At 71.1% G+C, this 15,013-nt stretch carries 16 protein-coding genes and 1 tRNA gene; 7 read left to right on the top strand and 10 right to left on the bottom strand.

The window, feature by feature from the left end; translation table 11 throughout:
• The first annotated feature begins 102 nt into the window (after positions 1-102).
• Together DEJ01_RS10405 and DEJ01_RS10400 are read left to right on the top strand one after the other, a co-directional pair.
• Positions 103-1,368, top strand: coding sequence for a Gfo/Idh/MocA family protein (locus tag DEJ01_RS10405; RefSeq protein WP_375342382.1), 1,266 nt, complete (start codon positions 103-105; stop codon positions 1,366-1,368).
• A 76-nt stretch (positions 1,369-1,444) separates the two neighbouring features.
• Positions 1,445-2,458 (top strand): LacI family DNA-binding transcriptional regulator, encoded by a 1,014-nt coding sequence (locus DEJ01_RS10400; protein WP_258370519.1) that lies wholly within the window; start codon positions 1,445-1,447, stop codon positions 2,456-2,458.
• 70 nt (positions 2,459-2,528) lie between these two features.
• Here DEJ01_RS10400 and DEJ01_RS10395 read toward each other — a convergent pair whose 3' ends face one another.
• Complete coding sequence (locus DEJ01_RS10395; protein WP_111092932.1) at positions 2,529-2,984, bottom strand: helix-turn-helix domain-containing protein; 456 nt, start codon at positions 2,982-2,984, stop codon at positions 2,529-2,531.
• 84 nt (positions 2,985-3,068) lie between these two features.
• On the opposite strand from DEJ01_RS10395, the gene DEJ01_RS10390 reads away from it, so the two are divergent.
• Entirely contained in the window at positions 3,069-3,764 is a 696-nt protein-coding gene (locus tag DEJ01_RS10390; protein WP_111092931.1) for an SDR family oxidoreductase, read from the top strand.
• An 84-nt stretch (positions 3,765-3,848) separates the two neighbouring features.
• Here the strand turns inward: DEJ01_RS10390 and DEJ01_RS10385 are convergent, their stop codons facing one another.
• From DEJ01_RS10385 to serS, 5 genes are all read right to left on the bottom strand, one after another.
• Positions 3,849-4,412: a GrpB family protein gene (locus tag DEJ01_RS10385; RefSeq protein ID WP_111092930.1), complete on the bottom strand. Its 564-nt coding sequence runs from the start codon at positions 4,410-4,412 to the stop codon at positions 3,849-3,851.
• Positions 4,409-4,927: a GNAT family N-acetyltransferase gene (locus DEJ01_RS10380; RefSeq protein ID WP_258375549.1), complete on the bottom strand. Its 519-nt coding sequence runs from the start codon at positions 4,925-4,927 to the stop codon at positions 4,409-4,411. Before DEJ01_RS10380 ends, DEJ01_RS10385 begins: the two co-directional genes overlap by 4 nt.
• Positions 4,928-4,941: 14 nt before the next feature.
• A tRNA-Ser gene (locus DEJ01_RS10375) sits at positions 4,942-5,026 on the bottom strand.
• A gap of 83 nt (positions 5,027-5,109) precedes the next feature.
• Entirely contained in the window at positions 5,110-5,973 is an 864-nt protein-coding gene (locus DEJ01_RS10370) for an HAD family hydrolase (protein WP_084741461.1), read from the bottom strand.
• Complete coding sequence (gene serS / locus DEJ01_RS10365) at positions 5,970-7,232, bottom strand: serine--tRNA ligase (protein WP_111092928.1); 1,263 nt, start codon at positions 7,230-7,232, stop codon at positions 5,970-5,972. The genes DEJ01_RS10370 and serS overlap by 4 nt, the downstream gene beginning before the upstream one ends.
• Positions 7,233-7,287: 55 nt before the next feature.
• Here serS and DEJ01_RS10360 point away from each other — a divergent pair, with 55 nt between their 5' ends.
• Positions 7,288-8,358: a diacylglycerol kinase family protein gene (locus tag DEJ01_RS10360; RefSeq protein ID WP_084741463.1), complete on the top strand. Its 1,071-nt coding sequence runs from the start codon at positions 7,288-7,290 to the stop codon at positions 8,356-8,358.
• 18 nt (positions 8,359-8,376) lie between these two features.
• On the opposite strand, the gene pheA is transcribed toward DEJ01_RS10360, so the two are convergent.
• From pheA to DEJ01_RS10345, 4 genes are read right to left on the bottom strand one after another with little or no spacing between them, the layout of a single operon-like run.
• A complete protein-coding gene (gene pheA / locus DEJ01_RS10355; protein ID WP_111092927.1) occupies positions 8,377-9,333 on the bottom strand; it encodes a prephenate dehydratase in 957 nt (318 codons plus the stop codon).
• Positions 9,334-9,372: 39 nt separating this feature from the next.
• The gene (locus DEJ01_RS10350; protein WP_027466075.1) at positions 9,373-9,918 is read right to left on the bottom strand and encodes a MarR family winged helix-turn-helix transcriptional regulator; all 546 of its coding nucleotides are present in this window, start codon (positions 9,916-9,918) and stop codon (positions 9,373-9,375) included.
• Between the two features lie 28 nt (positions 9,919-9,946).
• The gene (locus tag DEJ01_RS18165; RefSeq protein ID WP_181438423.1) at positions 9,947-10,435 is read right to left on the bottom strand and encodes a hypothetical protein; all 489 of its coding nucleotides are present in this window, start codon (positions 10,433-10,435) and stop codon (positions 9,947-9,949) included.
• Positions 10,432-12,027, bottom strand: coding sequence for a molybdopterin-dependent oxidoreductase (locus DEJ01_RS10345; RefSeq protein WP_181438422.1), 1,596 nt, complete (start codon positions 12,025-12,027; stop codon positions 10,432-10,434). The genes DEJ01_RS18165 and DEJ01_RS10345 overlap by 4 nt, the downstream gene beginning before the upstream one ends.
• Before the next feature lie 111 nt (positions 12,028-12,138).
• Between DEJ01_RS10345 and DEJ01_RS10340 the strand changes: the two genes are divergently transcribed.
• From DEJ01_RS10340 to DEJ01_RS10330, 3 genes are read left to right on the top strand one after another with little or no spacing between them, the layout of a single operon-like run.
• Complete coding sequence (locus DEJ01_RS10340) at positions 12,139-13,341, top strand: glycosyltransferase family 87 protein (RefSeq protein WP_181438421.1); 1,203 nt, start codon at positions 12,139-12,141, stop codon at positions 13,339-13,341.
• 5 nt (positions 13,342-13,346) lie between these two features.
• On the top strand, positions 13,347-14,399 hold the full coding sequence (moaA, locus tag DEJ01_RS10335; RefSeq protein WP_111092924.1) for a GTP 3',8-cyclase MoaA: 1,053 nt from the start codon (positions 13,347-13,349) through the stop codon (positions 14,397-14,399).
• Between the two features lie 3 nt (positions 14,400-14,402).
• On the top strand, positions 14,403-14,642 hold the full coding sequence (locus tag DEJ01_RS10330) for a MoaD/ThiS family protein (RefSeq protein WP_111092923.1): 240 nt from the start codon (positions 14,403-14,405) through the stop codon (positions 14,640-14,642).
• Positions 14,643-15,013: the final 371 nt, after the last annotated feature.

The following is a 15,013-nucleotide window of genomic DNA, read 5'->3' as shown; positions in this document are numbered from 1 at the left end:
GAAGGGGGTTGTCACGTGTAGACAGCGTGTGTCAGGATGGCGCTCGATCGCATCGGAGCGACCCGCTCGGCGACGCATCCCACACCCCTGGAAAGGTCACTGATGATCTCTGTCGGAATGGTCGGCGCGGGCCAGTTCGCCCCCCAGTTCGCCAAGCTGTTCAAGCTCCACCCCGACGTGGACCGGGTCTACGTCACGGACCTCGTCGACGAGCGCGCGTCCGAACTCGTCGAGACGCAGCACCTCGACGGCACGTTCCCGGACTTCGACGCCGTCCTCGCCTCGGACGTCGACGCCGTCGCGATCTTCACGCAGCGCTGGACCCACGGTCCGCTCGTGGTCAAGGCCCTGCGCGCCGGCAAGCACGTGTACTCCGCCGTGCCGATGGCGATCTCCGTCGACGAGATCCGCGACATCATCCAGGCGGTCCGCGAGACCGGCCTGACCTACATGATGGGCGAGACGAGCTACTACAACCCCGCGACGGTGTTCGCCCGCAAGCAGGTCGCCGCCGGCGCCTTCGGCCGGGTGTTCTACGCCGAGGGCGACTACGTGCACGACATGGACCTCGGCTTCTACGCCGCGTACCAGTACAGCGGCGGCGACGAGTGGAAGCGCACCGCCAGCTACCCGCCCATGCTCTACCCGACGCACTCGGTCGGTGGGGTCCTCGGCGCGATCCCCGGGCACGCGGTCAGCGTCAGCTGCATCGGCGTGAAGGACGACCGCGGTGACGGCGTCTTCGACAAGGACGTCAGCCAGTTCGACAACGACTTCTCGAACGCCACCGCCCTGTTCGAGCTCGACAACGGCGGGGTCATGCGCATCAACGAGATGCGTCGCGTCGGCTACCCGTCGCACATCCGTGAGTCGCGTTTCCGCTACTTCGGCACCGAAGCCAGCTTCGAGCAGCTCGCGAAGACCAGCGTCTGGCAGGACAAGGAGGACTCGTACGACATCAGCGACAAGATCGACACGCAGGCGACGATGTCCCTCGACGACCCGCGCCTGGCCGACGTCGACCCGTCCCTGCGCGACGCGTTCGTCTCCGGCTACGCCGAGGTGCACGACACCGACCGTCTGCCCGCCGAGTACGACGGTGTGCCGACCGGGCACGAGGGCAGCCACCAGTTCCTCGCCGACGACTTCGTCCGCGCCGTCGTCGACCGGACCCTGCCGCCGGTGAACGCCTGGACCGCCGCGCGCTTCACCCTGCCGGGCATCATCGCCCACCAGTCCGCGCTGCAGGGTGGCGCCCGCCTCGACGTGCCGGACTTCGGCGACGCCCCCGAGACGGCGAGCACTGCGACGGCGAGCGCACCGACGTCAGCAGGCAGCACGTCGTCGGCTACGATCGCGTCCGAGTAACACGTGTCGTTCGGGTGCCGGTCCGTCGTGGGCCGGCGCCCGAACGACGCTCCTGGACCCGACGAAGGTGGCACCCGTGACCGTCCCGACGAACCCCAGGGCGGTCACCCGTGCGGACGTCGCCCGCTACGCCGGGGTCAGCACCTCCGTCGTCAGCTACGTCGTGCACGACGGACCGCGTCCCGTGGCCGCCGCCACCGCCGCCCGGGTGCGCGAGGCCATCCGCGTCCTCGGCTACCGCCCGAACGCGAGCGCCCAGGCCCTGCGCACCGGCTCGTCGAAGATGCTCGGCCTGATCGTGCCCGAACTCGACAACCCGTTCTGGTCCGAGCTCGCCGTCGCCGTCACCCACGCCGCCGCCGCACGCGGCTACGACGTCCTGCTCGCCAACAGCGACGGTGACGCCGCCCAGGAGCGCGAGCGGCTCCGCAGCCTCTCCGCGCGCCAGGTCGACGGCATCATCGTGACGAGCATCATGACCCACCCCGACCTGTCGACCGTCACCGACCCCGGCCTGCCGATGGTCCTGCTCAACACGTTCTTCGAGGTCCCCGAGTACGCCAGCATCGGTGTCGACGCCCTGCGTGGCGCTCTCGACGGCACGCAGCACCTGGTCGAGCACGGCTACCGCTCGATCGGCCTCGTGATGGGGCACACCGGCTCGATGGAGCTCCGCGAGCAGGGCTGGATGCGGGCCCTGCGCCAGGCCGGCCTGCCCGACGGCCCCATCGTCCGCACCGACTTCACCCGGCGCGGAGGCTACGAAGCCGGCCTCCGCATGTTCGCCGACGAGACGGGGCCCCGAGCCGTCTTCGTCAGTTCGGACATGCAGGCGATCGGCCTGATGCGCGCACTGTGGGAACTCGGTCTGCGCGTCCCCGAGGACGTCGCGATCGTGTCGTTCGACGGCGCGGCCGAGGCGGACTACACGAACCCGCAGCTCACCACGGTCCGGCAGCCGATCGAGACGATGGCGGTCGCCGCGGTCGACCGCGTGCTCGGCCTCGATGCCGACAACCAGTGGCATCGCGACCTGGTCCCCGCCGAGTTGGTCCTCGGCGCGAGTTGCGGGTGCGACGTGCGTCGCTGACGTACCCACCGACAGCCCGGAGGCGCGGGGCGGGGCCGCCACGGGCCTCCTGTCCGTCAGCCGGTCGCGTTCAGGCCACCGGCTCCATGACGGCGCGGAGGCGTGCGGTCGGGATGCGCTGCTGCGCATCCACGGTCACGGCGGCAGCTTCGACCGCCTCGCCGGTCTCGGCGTCGACGAAGCGCAGGTCCGACGCTCGCTCGGACGGGCGGTGCCGGTCGGCCCAGCCGCCGAGGGCGAGCAGCACGAGCGACAGGTCGCGGCCGGCGTCGGTCAGGACGTACTCCTCGCGGGCACGTGCCCCCTCGGGCTTGTAGGTCGTGCGCTCGAGCACTCCCCCGTCGACGAGTGAGGCCAGGCGTGCGGTCAGGACCTCGCGCGGGATGCCGAGGCTCTGCTGGAACTGGCTGAAGCGCGTCGAGCCACCGACGGCGTCGCGGACGATCATGAGCGTCCACTTCTCGCCGAGGACGTCGAGGGAGCGTGCAATGGGGCAGCGCTCGTCGCCGCCGAGGATGCCGAGCATGCGTTCATCGTAGCTGGGTTCGATTTCCGGACACAACGTGCTAGGTTCGGTTTCCGTACCCACCTTCTCTCGTCTGGAGCACTCATGACCGACCTCACCAACGCCGTCGTCCTCGTCACCGGAGCGAACGGCGGCCTCGGCGCCGAGTTCGTCCGCCAGGCCCTGGAGCGTGGCGCCACCAAGGTCTACGCGACCGCCCGCAACCCCCGTACCTGGGACGACGAGCGCATCGTCCCGCTCGCCCTCGACGTCACGAGCCAGGAGAGCGTCGACGCCGCGGCCCGCGCCGCAGCCGACGTGACCGTCGTCGTGAACAACGCCGGGATCGCCGGCTCCGACCCGCTCGTCGACGTCTCCGTCGAAGAGGTCGAGCGCATCTTCGCCACCAACGTCTTCGGTGCACTCCGCGTCGCCAAGGCCTTCGCCCCCTCGATCGCCAACGGTGCGCTGATCGACGTGCACTCCGCCCTGAGCTGGGTCGCCCTCGCCGGCGCGTACTCGGCGTCGAAGGCCGCGTTCTGGTCGATCACGAACTCCCTGCGTCTCGAGCTCGCACCCCAGGGCACCCAGGTCGTCGGCGCCCACCTCGGCTACACCGACACCGGCATGATCGCCGACCTCGACGTCGAGAAGTCCGACCCCGCCGACATCGTCCGGTCGATCTGGGACGCGGTCGAGGCCGGCGAGCACGAGGTCCTCGCCGACCAGGTCAGCCGCGACGTCCGTGCCGGCCTGAGCGCCCCGCTCACCGCGCTCTACCCGATGCTCGCCAGCGCCTGAGGCATGTTCCCGTTCGGACGATGACGGTTCTGGTTCGCGAACACCCGTGTTCGCGAACCAGAACCGTCACCCGCTCCGATCGCGTCAGCCGCCCGCGCCGCGGTCGGTGATCCGACGGTTCGTGCCGGTGATGGCGGCACGCTCGTCGTCGGACAGGCCACCGGCGTGGAGGACCCGGCTCAGCACCTCGCTCTTGCGCTCGATGTAGTCGTCGATGTCCTCGGCCTCGGTGGCTGCCCGGCGCTTCACGGCGGCGTACTCGTCGCGCTGCACCGGGTCGGAACGCAGCACGTCACGGACGGCCAGGTGGTTCCGCAGCGCGAGCGATCCGGTCGTGACGACGTAGGTGTTGGTCGGGGCGAACCGCTCCGGTGCCCGGAACGCCTGCCTGTCCGGGACGCCGAGTTCACCGCGCGGCTCGAAGCCGATCGTCGCCATCGCCGCCACTGCAGCCGGGACGTCGGCAGCGTCCACCACGACGTCGACGTCGAGCACGGGCTTCGCCGCCAAGCCCGGCACGGACGTGCTGCCCACGTGCTCGATGCTCCGGAACGGCACGTCGGCGTCGTCGAGCGCGGCGGCGTACGCGTCGTGCAGCTGCCGGAACCGCTCGGGCCACGACGACCGGTACTCGACGACCTCGATCACGGCGCCGGCGTCGGCGCGAGGAGCTGGAACATGACGTGGTCGCGCCAGACCCCGTTGATCTTGATGTACTCCGGCGCGAAGCCGTACCGGGTGAAGCCCGCCGACTCGAGCGCGCGCTGCGAGCCGACGTTCTCGGGCAGGGTCTCGGCCTGCACGCGGTGCAGACGGAGCACGTCGAACGCGTGATCGGCCGCCGCGCGGACAGCGCGGGACGCATGGCCCTGGCGCGTGCGGTCGGCGCGGATCCAGTACCCCATCGCGCACGACTGCAGGGCGCCGCGGACGACGCCGCTCAGCGTGATGCGGCCGAGGAGTTCCCCGTCGGTCGACTCGATGACGAACGGCACCGCGTTGCCCGCGCGCTGCGTGGCGAGGGCCTGCGTGACGACGTCCCGCTGGCCGGACTCCGTGTAGTACGACGGCGCTCGCGCCGGTTCCCACGGTCGCAGGTGGTCGGCGTTCTCGGTGATGACCGCAGCCAGGACGGCCGCGTCGTCGAGGCGGAGTGGGCGCAACCGTGTGTCCATCGCGGAGGGTGTGGGATTCGAACCCACGAGACATCTCTGCCCACCTGTTTTCAAGACAGGCTCCATCGGCCGCTCGGACAACCCTCCAGTGACGCGACCACGTGGCGAGACGTGATCGCGTCCCGGGAAGTCTACCCGGGCCTCCAGGCTGGGATGCGCGCGAGCGCGGACTAACGGGGCAGGGAGTCGAGCGCCGCTGCCAGGCCGTCGTCGGTGATGCCGCCGGTGAGCTCGTTGCCGGCGTCGACGACGTCGTCGGGGGCCTGGCCCATGACGACGCCGCGACCGGAGGTCGAGGCCCAGCGGAGCATGTCGATGTCGTTGCGGCCGTCGCCCGCGGCGAAGACGCGGGAACGCGGGATGTCGAGCCACTCGCGCACGCGCTCCATCGCGGTGGCCTTCGTCACGCCCTCCGGAGCGATGTCGAGCCACGACGTCCAGCCGACGGAGTACGAGACCTTGTGCAGGCCCATCTGCTCGACGATCTGCAGGAAGTCCTCGGTGTCGTGGCCGGGCGAGATGACGACGACGCGGGTGGCCTCGACGCCAAGCAGCTGCTCGAACGGCACGTGCTCACCCTCGACGGTCATCGTGTCGTCGGGGAAGTTGCCGGACAGCAGGAAGTGACCGGTCTCGTCCTCGACGCCGAACGCGGCGTTCTCGAGCGCGCCGTGGATGGTCTGCAGCACCTCGGACGGGTCGAACCGCTCGACGTGTTCGCGCACGTAGGAGCCGTCGGCGCGGCGGGCCAGGATGAGCGCACCGTTCGCGCAGACCAGGTACTTCGGCCGGATGCCGAGGGTCTCGAGCAGGGGCACGGTCATACCCTCGCTGCGGCCGGTCGAGAGCATGACCTCGTGCCCGGCGGCCTCGGCGTCACGGACTGCCGCCACGACGGCCTCGGTGATGACACCGTCCTCGCGCATGGTGGTGCCGTCGATGTCGAGCGCGACCAGCCAGCGCTTGGTGCGGGCGGGCGCGTCGGTGCCCGCGCCCTGCTCGGTGCCGTCCACGAACCGTCCCTGGGTGCTCATCGGGGCTCGATCACCTCGACGCCACCGAGGTAGGGGCGCAGGACCTCCGGCACGACGACGGAACCGTCGGCCTGCTGGTGCGTCTCGAGGATCGCGACGATCCAGCGGGTGGTGGCGAGGGTGCCGTTCAGGGTGGCGACCGGGGCGGTCTTGCCGCTCTCGGTGCGGTACCGGATGTCGAGGCGGCGGGCCTGGAACGTCGTGCAGTTCGACGTCGAGGTGAGCTCGCGGAACGTGCCCTGCGTCGGGACCCACGCCTCGATGTCGTACTTCTTCGCGGCGCTCGTGCCGAGGTCACCGCCGGCGACGTCGATCACGCGGTAGTGCAGCCCGAGGTCCTGCAGCATCTGCTCCTGGTGGGCGACGAGGCGCTCGTGCTCGGCCTCGGCCTGGTCCGGGTGCACGTAGGTGAACATCTCGAGCTTGTTGAACTGGTGCACGCGGAGGATGCCGCGGTTGTCCTTGCCCGCCGACCCGGCCTCACGCCGGTAGCAGGTCGACCAGCCGGCGTAGCGGTGCGCGGTCTTCTCGATGTCGAGGATCTCGTCGGCGTGGAACCCGGCGAGGGCGACCTCGCTCGTCCCGGTCAGGTACAGGTCGTCGGCTTCGAGCCGGTAGACCTCGGCCGCGTGCTCACCGAGGAACCCGGTGCCGGCCATCGTCTCGGGGCGGACGAGCGTCGGGGTGATGAGCGGCTCGAAGCCGGCAGCGATCGCACGGTCGAGGCCGAGCGACATCAGCGCGATCTCGAGCCGGGCGCCCATGCCGCGCAGGAAGTAGAAGCGCGAGCCGGAGACCTTCACGCCACGCGGGATGTCGATGATGCCGAGGTGCTCGCCGAGGTCGGCGTGGTCCTTCGGCTCGAAGTCGAACTCGGGCTTGGTGCCGACGGTGCGGAGCGTGACGAAGTCGTCCTCGCCGCCCTCGGGCACACCGGGGAGCACGACGTTCGGGATGCCGCGGACGACGGTGTTGAAGGTGTCCTCGGCCGCGGTGACGGTGGCCTGCGCCTCCTTCACCTTTGCGGCGAGGGCCTGGGCCTGCTGCACGAGCGCGGCCTTCTCGTCCTTCGGGGCCTTGGCGACGGTCTTGCCGAAGGCGTTCTGCTCGGCGCGGAGCGACTCGAACGAGGTGATCGCACTGCGGCGGGCGGAATCGGCGGCGACGGCTTCGTCGACGACGGCCACGGAGGCACCACGCGCCTGCTGTGAAGCCTTGATGACGTCCGGGTTGTCGCGAAGCAGCTGTGGATCGATCACCGCCCCATCCTAGACGGGGGCAACCGCACGCAGCCTCGATCGGTAGCGTGGACGTATGTCGACCCCTTCGGAGACCGCGCCCGCGGACCAGGACGCCCTCCCCACCGAGCAGCGGACGGCCGCGGTGGTCTACAACCCGGTCAAGGTCCACCTGCCGACCCTCAAGCGCACGGTGCAGGAACACCAGCAGCAGGCCGGCTGGGCTGAGACCCTGTGGTTCGAGACCTCAGAAGAAGACCCGGGCGGCGGCATGGCCCGCGCAGCGATCGAGGCCGGTGCCGACGTCGTCGCTGCGGCCGGCGGGGACGGCACGGTCCGTGCGGTCGCCGAGGTCGTGCACGAGTCCGGTTCGACCCTGGCGCTGCTGCCGAGCGGCACCGGCAACCTGCTCGCGCGCAACATGAAGCTCCCCCTCGACGACCTCGCCGCGAGCGTCCGGACGATCTTCCACGGCGACGACCGCAAGATCGACTTCGGCATGCTCAAGGTCGAGCGCCCCGGCGGCGAGCGCGAACGCTTCGGCTTCCTGGTGATGGCGGGCCTCGGGCTCGACGCCCGGATGCTCGTGAACACCCGCCCCGAGCTGAAGAAGAAGGTCGGCTGGCTCGCGTACGTCGACTCGCTGTTCCGTTCGGTGCGCGACGCCAACGCGTTCGAGTTCCGTTACCAGCTGGACGACGACGGCAACCACTCGCTCCGAGCGCACTCGCTCATCGTCGGCAACTGCGGCATGCTGCAGGCCGGCGCGATCCTGCTGCCCGACGCCGAGATCGACGACGGGGTGTTCGACATCGCCGTGATGCGTCCTCGCGGGTTCTTCGGCTGGGTGCGGATCGGTGCCCGGGTGTTCTGGGAGAACGGGATCCTGCGGGCGTTCCGCCGGTCGAACCTGGGCAAGACCGCGGTCGGCAAGAAGATCGTCTCGAAGTCGCGCGAGGAACGACCCCTGCGCTACCTGCGCGGGCAGGAGTTCACGGCGCGGCTCGAGCGGCCCGACGAGTTCGAGATCGACGGCGACCCGGTGGGCGAGGTCATCGCCTTCCGTTCGCGCATCGACCCGATGGGGCTCTCCGTGCGCGTGCCGGACCCGGCGGACGACCGCCACGGCTCGCGCCAGGTGCCCTGAGCCGGGGCAGTTCCGGCGCTACCGCGCCCCGGGCTCGCCCGACACGATCGCGCGCAACCAGTCCCGCGCCTCGACGAACGCGGCGTCCGAGTAGCGCGCGGGCACCTCGGGGCGGGCACCGTCGGCACGCGGGTACGACCCGAGGAACGTCACGCGCGGGCTGAACCGACGCAGGCCGAGCAGTGCGTCCGCGACCCGCTCGTCGCGCACGTGCCCGTCGAGGTCGATGACGAACCGGTAGCGGCCGAGCTCGTCACCGATCGGGCGTGACGACAGCAGCCCCATGTTGATGCCCCGCGTCGCGAACTGTTCGAGCATGTCGACCAGGGCACCGGGGTGGTCGGCGGGCAGCTCGACGATGACGCTGGTCTTGTCGGCGCCGGTCGGTTCGGGCAGCGCGAGGGTCTTCGACACGAGCACGAACCGGGTGACCGCCGAGGCGTTGTCCCCGATGGACGACGCGAGCACGACGACGTCGTGGTGGTCGGTGATGCCCGGCGGCGCGACGGCGGCGTCGGCGGTCGGGTTCGCCTCGAGCAGGGCGAGGGCCGCGGCGACGTTCGACGACGCCGGGATGTGGCCGTGGCCGGGCAGGTTCGCCTCGAGCCAGTTGTGCGTCTGCGCGTAGGCGACGGGGTGCGCGTTCACGGTGTGGACGTCGGCCAGGGTCGTGCCGGGTCGGGCGACGAGCACGAAGTCGACCGGGACCAGGTACTCCCCCACGATCCGCACGCCGGGGATCCGGGCCAGGGCGTCCTGCGTGGCGCTCACTCCGCCGTCGACGCTGTTCTCGATCGCGATGACGGCCCCGATCGAGCGGCCGGACATGACGTCGTCCAGGGCCTCACCGACGTTGTTGACACTCCGCCAGGGCTTGCCGGCGGCGGCCTCGACGAGCTTCAGGGCCGCCTCGGTGAAGGTGCCGGCGGGTCCGAGGTAGGAGTACGTGTCGGACGGCACGGCGGGGTCGGTCATGCGGCGAGCCTATTGCAGGGACGCGGAGGCCAGGCGGCCTCAGTCCGTCGCCGCACCCGTCAGCCGCTGCTCGCAGATCGCGGTGTCGTCGTCCTCGCGCGGGTACGTCAGCGCCGCGAACCGCCCCTCGGGGTCGAGCCGTGTCAGGAGCGACGCCGCGATGCCGTCGAGCTGCGCGACCTGCTCGTCGGAGAGCGCGTCGATGACCACCCGGCGGGCGGTGCGGACGTGGTCCGGAGCTGCCTCGACGATGGTGGCGTACCCGGCGTCGGTCAGCCGGACGTCGGTGGCCCGGCGGTCGGAGGTCGACGGGCACCGGGTCACGAGCCCGCGCTTCTCGAGCCGGGACACCACGTGCGACAGCCGCGGCAACGAGGCGTTCGTGGCCGAGGCGAGCGCCGACATCCGCAGGGTCCGGGTGTCGGTCTCGGAGAGCATCGCGATGACCATGTAGTCGAAGTGCGTCAGGTCGGCGTCACGCTGCAGCTGCTGGTCGAGCGCCGCCGGCAGGAGTTCCATGACCGCGACGAGCTTCATCCACGCGCGCAGCTGCTCGCGGGTGAGCCACGGGGTCTCGTCGGTCATGACCTGATCATACCGAAAGGTTGTCCCTTTAACCAGTGGTGCGCACGGCGGACGAACCAGACGAACCGGACGAACCCGCCGAACCCGCCGAACCGCCAGTCCGACGCGACCGCACCACCCCGATGACGAGCACGACCACCACGACGACGAGCAGCGCCCCCTCGACGAGCAGCAGGCGCGTGCCGTAGTCGAACGGCAGCACGGTCGGGTTCTTCTGCCCGTGGTCCTTCGCCGCGATCTCCGGCAGGACCACCAGGGCGAGCACGCTGCCGAGCACGATCGCCGCCTGCACGACCACGAGCACCCAGGCCCGCAGCGAGCGTCCGGCCCGACGCAGCAGCAGCCCGGCACCGACCACGAACGGCGACAGGACCGCGTCGTGCAGCACCACCGCCGCGAGCAGCCAGACCCCGAGCCCGCCGATGCGGTTCGGCTTGACGGACGTCACGAGCACGTACGCCCCGAACGCGATGACCAGCACGCCGATCACCACGAGCACGATCCGCGCGGCCTTCACCGGAGCACCTCGATCTTCTCGATCCACTTGGTCTGCAGCACACCGGGCCGTCCCGGAGCGATGATCCGCGCCGGGAACCCGTGGTCCAGGTCGAGCGTCGCACCGTTCAGCTCGAGGGCGATGAGCGTCGTCGGATCCTCGGCGTACTCCGGTCCCATGTCCATGATCCGGTAGCCGCCGTGCCGTTCCAGGCTCGTCACCCGCACGTGCGACCCCTGCGGTGCCTGCACCGCGTCGAGCAGGTCGCGCATCCGCACGCCCTTCCAGGTCGCCATCTGGCTCCACCCCTCGACGCACGAGATGGGCAGGTCGACCTGCGCGGTGCCGAGCGCGACGAGTTCCGCCCGGACGAACGTCCGGCTCACGTCGTGGCCGACGACGGTGAGCGTCCAGTCGGCGGCGGTCGCGGTGGCGAGCACGCCGGCCGCACGCGCGGTCCGGTTCACCGGCAGCCCGTTCGCGCCGATGCCGCGACCGCGGGCGCCGAACACGTTGAACGGTTCCGCGAGCTTCGAGGACTGCCCCGCCGTGAGCGCGACGACACCGACGGTCGCCGCCGTCACGCCGGCGAGGAACCCGCGTCGGGCGATGCGCTGCCGTCGTCCGGTGGCGGCTTCCGGCGTCGGCCTGGAGGCCCGGCTCGCCTCCGGCACGTCGGCCGTCGGCTGGGCGGGACTCGGCTCCTCGGACACCTCGCGGGTCTCCGGGGCCGTGTCGGGTCCGGTGGGACGGGGCTCGGCGCCGCCGGGGGCGGCGTCGACGCCGTCGATCCAGCGGAACACGCGGCCCAGCAGGCCGGGGGCGGTGGACCCGGCGGTCTCGGCGCCCGCAGCGTGCGGGGCGGACGCGGGATGAGCCTCCAGACCGGGTGGGAGCAGTTCACTGCCGGACGCGGGGTCCGCAATGAACCGGCCGTGCGCGTCGTAGGAGTCGCGCTTCCGCCAGTACCGGGCGATGACCGGCAGCTTGGCGGCGATGTGGATGGCCAGCGACCCGATGATCACGTAGGCCAGGGCGTTGTGCACCTGGCGGAACGGGAACGGCCACGGGTACCACTGGTACGTGTTGAGCAGGCCGGTGACGACCTGGATGATCGACGCGGACACGAGCACCGCGATCGACAGCCGTTCGAGCAGGTGCAGCACGCCGCGCACCGGCGGCACCTGCACCAGGGCGGGCATGACGGTGTTGAGCTTCGCGAGCAGCAGCGGGATGATCGCGATGCCGGTCGTGATGTGCAGGCCCTGCGTGAACTGGTACAGCTGCGTCGGACGGGTCGGGAACCGCATCCAGCCGAGCGGTTCCTGCAGCAGGTGGCTGTAGATCCCGGTGCCGAAGCAGATCAGGAACGCGATGCCGAGCAGACGCCCGAGCACCACCGCCGAGCGGGCGTTGCGGTTGGGGGACGCCAGAGCTGCTCGTCCGTCGTGCAGCAGGCGCTGGACGCCGGATAGCCTCGACGGACCATGAGCGACCGACTGCGTGCCCTCCGACCGTCCCTGGCCGACGGCACCGCCGCGCGGATCGGCACCGTGCTGGCCGTCGTGGGAGTACTCGCCCTGTCGGGCGTCATCGCCGTCGGCGTCACGCATCTGGGGTTCCTCCGATCGGGCCATCGTTCTGCATTCGTTGCGTGGACGCTGATCGCTTGGACCGTCTTCGTGATCGCCGTGCTCGCGGTGCGTTTCGTGCCCGTCCGGTGGATGACCACCATGGTCATCGGCGGAGCGGTGGTGATCGGCATCGCCGCGCTGGTCGGCCCGCCCAACACGAGCACCGACTCCGCTCGGTACGCGTGGGACGGCATCGTCCAGCATGCCGGTGTCTCACCGTACGCGCACACCCCCCAGTCCGCGGCACTGTCCGGTCTCCGACCCGACTGGTTGTTCCCCGACAAGGTGGACGGCACGTGCGATCCGCTGAAGCCCCGGTTCCGCGGGCTCGGCGACGGCGCGGACGGGCACTGCACCGCGATCAACCGGCCGGACGTCACGACGATCTACCCGCCGATGGCGCAGCTGTGGTTCGCAGCGGTGCGGTTCTTCGTGCCGGCGACCGCGCAGTACCTGCCGTTCCAGGTCGCCGGGCTGCTCGTGTCGCTCGGTGTGACCGTCGGGCTCGTCCTGGTGCTCCGCCGCATCGGCCGTCCGACCTGGTGGGCGGCGCTCTGGGCCTGGTCGCCGCTCGTCGCGTCCGAGGCGGTCACCAACTCGCACGTCGACGTCGTCGGCGCCGCACTCGCCACGGCCGGTGTCGTGCTCGTCGCGTTCGGCCGGCCGATCTGGGGCGGGATCGCGCTCGGGGCCGCGACCGCGACGAAGCTCATCCCGGCGATCGTGTACCCGCCGTTGCTCGGCCGCGGTCGGGCGTGGTGGGCGATCCCCATCGGCATCGCGGTGTTCGGGCTGCTCTACGTGCCCTACGTGCTGACGACCGGGCTCGACGTGCTCGGGTACCTGCCCGGCTACCTGAGCGAGGAGGGCTACGAGGACGGCTCCCGCTTCGCGCTGGTGTCGCTCGTGGTCAAGGGCGACGCGGCGACCCTGGTGGTGGGGCTCCTGGTGCTGCTGGCGGCGTTCGTGGCGTGGCGGTTGTCCGACCCGGCGCGGCCGTGGTCGGGCGAGGTCCTGATGATCGGCGTGACGTTCCTCGCCGTGACGCCGCGCTACCCCTGGTACGCGCTGCTGCTCATCCCGTTCGTGGTGCTGTCCGGGCGGTGGGAGTGGTTGTCGATCGGCCTCGCCATCGCGCTGCGCGGGGTGTGGCCGTCGGCGGACGCCTACCGGTGGTGGTTGCTCGCAGCCGTGGCGGTCATCGCGGTCGTCACGCTCCTGCGCACGGAGCGGTCGGAGTGGCGACGGTGGTGGGAGCGGCTGACGTTCCGGCGCGTGGAACACGTACGCTGACGACCATGGCACCCGCGACCCTGCTCGGCACGACCGGCTCCGTGGACCCGGCTCCCGCCGGGCTCGTCGACCGCTTCGGGCGTCGCGCCGTCGACCTGCGGGTGTCGCTGACCGAGCGCTGCAACCTGCGCTGCACGTACTGCATGCCCGCGGCCGGGCTGCCGTTCGCCCCCGACGAGGCGCTGATGACGGCGACCGAGATCGAGCGGCTGGTCCGGATCGGCTCGTCGCGGTTCGGCGTCCGCAAGGTCCGGTTCACCGGCGGGGAGCCGATGCTCCGGCACGACCTGGTCGACGTGATCGCCCGGTGCGCCGCGCTGCCCGACGCCCCGGAGCTGTCGCTCACCACGAACGCGATCGGCCTCGCGCACCGCGCCCAGGGCCTGTACGACGCCGGGCTGCGGCGCGTGAACGTGTCGCTCGACACCGTCGACCCCGACGTCTTCACCACCGTGACCCGCAGGCCGTTCCTCGACAAGGTCATCGCCGGGCTGTCGGCCGCGCACGACGCCGGGCTCGACATCAAGGTGAACGCGGTGCTGCTGCGCGGGATCAACGACGAGGCCGCCCCGGAACTCCTCCGCTGGTGCCTGGAGCGTGGCTACGAGCTGCGGTTCATCGAGCAGATGCCCCTCGACCCCGACCACGCCTGGGACCGCACCTCGATGATCACCGCCGCCGAGACCCGTGCGCTGCTGGCGACGTCGTTCGTGCTCACGCCGGACGACGCCCCGCGCGACGGTGCCCCGGCCGAGCGGTACCGCGTGCACGACGCCGTCACCGGGGAGCCGCTCGGCACCGTCGGGATCATCGCGAGCATCACCGAGTCGTTCTGCGCCGACTGCACCCGCACCCGGCTGACCGCCGACGGGCATGTGCGCAGCTGCCTGTTCTCGGACGAGGAGACCGACGTGCTCGGGCCGATGCGCTCCGGGGCGGACGACGACCAGGTCGCCGAGCTCTGGCGGCTCGCGATGTGGGCGAAGCCGCGCGACCACGGTGACGACAGCGACGAGCTCGTGCACCCGACGCGTGGCATGAGTGCGATCGGCGGCTGAGGCATGACCACGATCCGGTTCTTCGCCGCTGCCCGGGCTGCCGTGGGTGTCGACTCGCTGACCACGTCGGGCCCCACCATCGAGGCCGCCCTCGGCGCGATCGACGTCGTGGACCCTGCGCGATGGAGTGCGCTGCGGGAGCGTTGCTCGTACCTGGTCGACGGCGTGACCACGCGCGACCGGGCGACCTCGCTCGACGGTGTCGAGGTCGTCGACGTCATGCCGCCCTTCGCCGGGGGCTGAGTTCGGCGGCTGAGTTCGGCGGCTGAGCGGTACGCCCGTTCCCTCCCAGAACGCCCGCGATACCTGCCGTTTTCGGGCATACCGTGTCGGAACTTCCGACCAGGTACGCCCGATTCGACCAGGCACGCCCCGAACGACCTGGTACGCCCGACTCGACCAGGTACGCCCGGAACGACCCAGCACGCCCGATTCGACCCCGCGCCCGCGCGCCCCGCGCCCGTTCCTTCCCACAACACCCGCGATACCTGGTGCTTCCGGGCATACCTGGTGCGAACTTCCGACCAGGTACGCCCGATTCGACCAGGTACGCCCGGAACGACCCGGCGCGGCCAGCCCAGCCCGCGCCGGGTCGTTCCGGGCGTACCTGGTCG

The organism is Curtobacterium sp. MCLR17_040 (assembly GCF_003234735.1).
GTDB lineage: Bacteria > Actinomycetota > Actinomycetes > Actinomycetales > Microbacteriaceae > Curtobacterium > Curtobacterium flaccumfaciens.
Note: the sequence above shows the minus strand (reverse complement) of the source record. Positions and strands in the feature narration are given on the sequence as shown.

Bases quoted from the DNA above. Each gene is read 5' to 3' on its own strand.
- DEJ01_RS10370 (WP_084741461.1), bottom strand. From the start codon at position 5,973: ATGAGCACCCAGGGACGGTTCGTGGACGGCACCGAGCAGGGCGCGGGC.
- pheA (WP_111092927.1), bottom strand. From the start codon at position 9,333: ATGACCGACCCCGCCGTGCCGTCCGACACGTACTCCTACCTCGGACCC.
- DEJ01_RS10345 (WP_181438422.1), bottom strand. From the start codon at position 12,027: ATGCGTGACGCCGACGGCGATGACGCCCGACAGGGCGAGTACTCCCAC.
- DEJ01_RS10390 (WP_111092931.1), top strand. From the start codon at position 3,069: ATGACCGACCTCACCAACGCCGTCGTCCTCGTCACCGGAGCGAACGGC.
- DEJ01_RS10360 (WP_084741463.1), top strand. From the start codon at position 7,288: ATGTCGACCCCTTCGGAGACCGCGCCCGCGGACCAGGACGCCCTCCCC.
- DEJ01_RS10405 (WP_375342382.1), top strand. From the start codon at position 103: ATGATCTCTGTCGGAATGGTCGGCGCGGGCCAGTTCGCCCCCCAGTTC.
- moaA (WP_111092924.1), top strand. From the start codon at position 13,347: ATGGCACCCGCGACCCTGCTCGGCACGACCGGCTCCGTGGACCCGGCT.
- DEJ01_RS10395 (WP_111092932.1), bottom strand. From the start codon at position 2,984: ATGCTCGGCATCCTCGGCGGCGACGAGCGCTGCCCCATTGCACGCTCC.
- DEJ01_RS10350 (WP_027466075.1), bottom strand. From the start codon at position 9,918: ATGACCGACGAGACCCCGTGGCTCACCCGCGAGCAGCTGCGCGCGTGG.
- DEJ01_RS10340 (WP_181438421.1), top strand. From the start codon at position 12,139: ATGACCACCATGGTCATCGGCGGAGCGGTGGTGATCGGCATCGCCGCG.
- DEJ01_RS10330 (WP_111092923.1), top strand. From the start codon at position 14,403: ATGACCACGATCCGGTTCTTCGCCGCTGCCCGGGCTGCCGTGGGTGTC.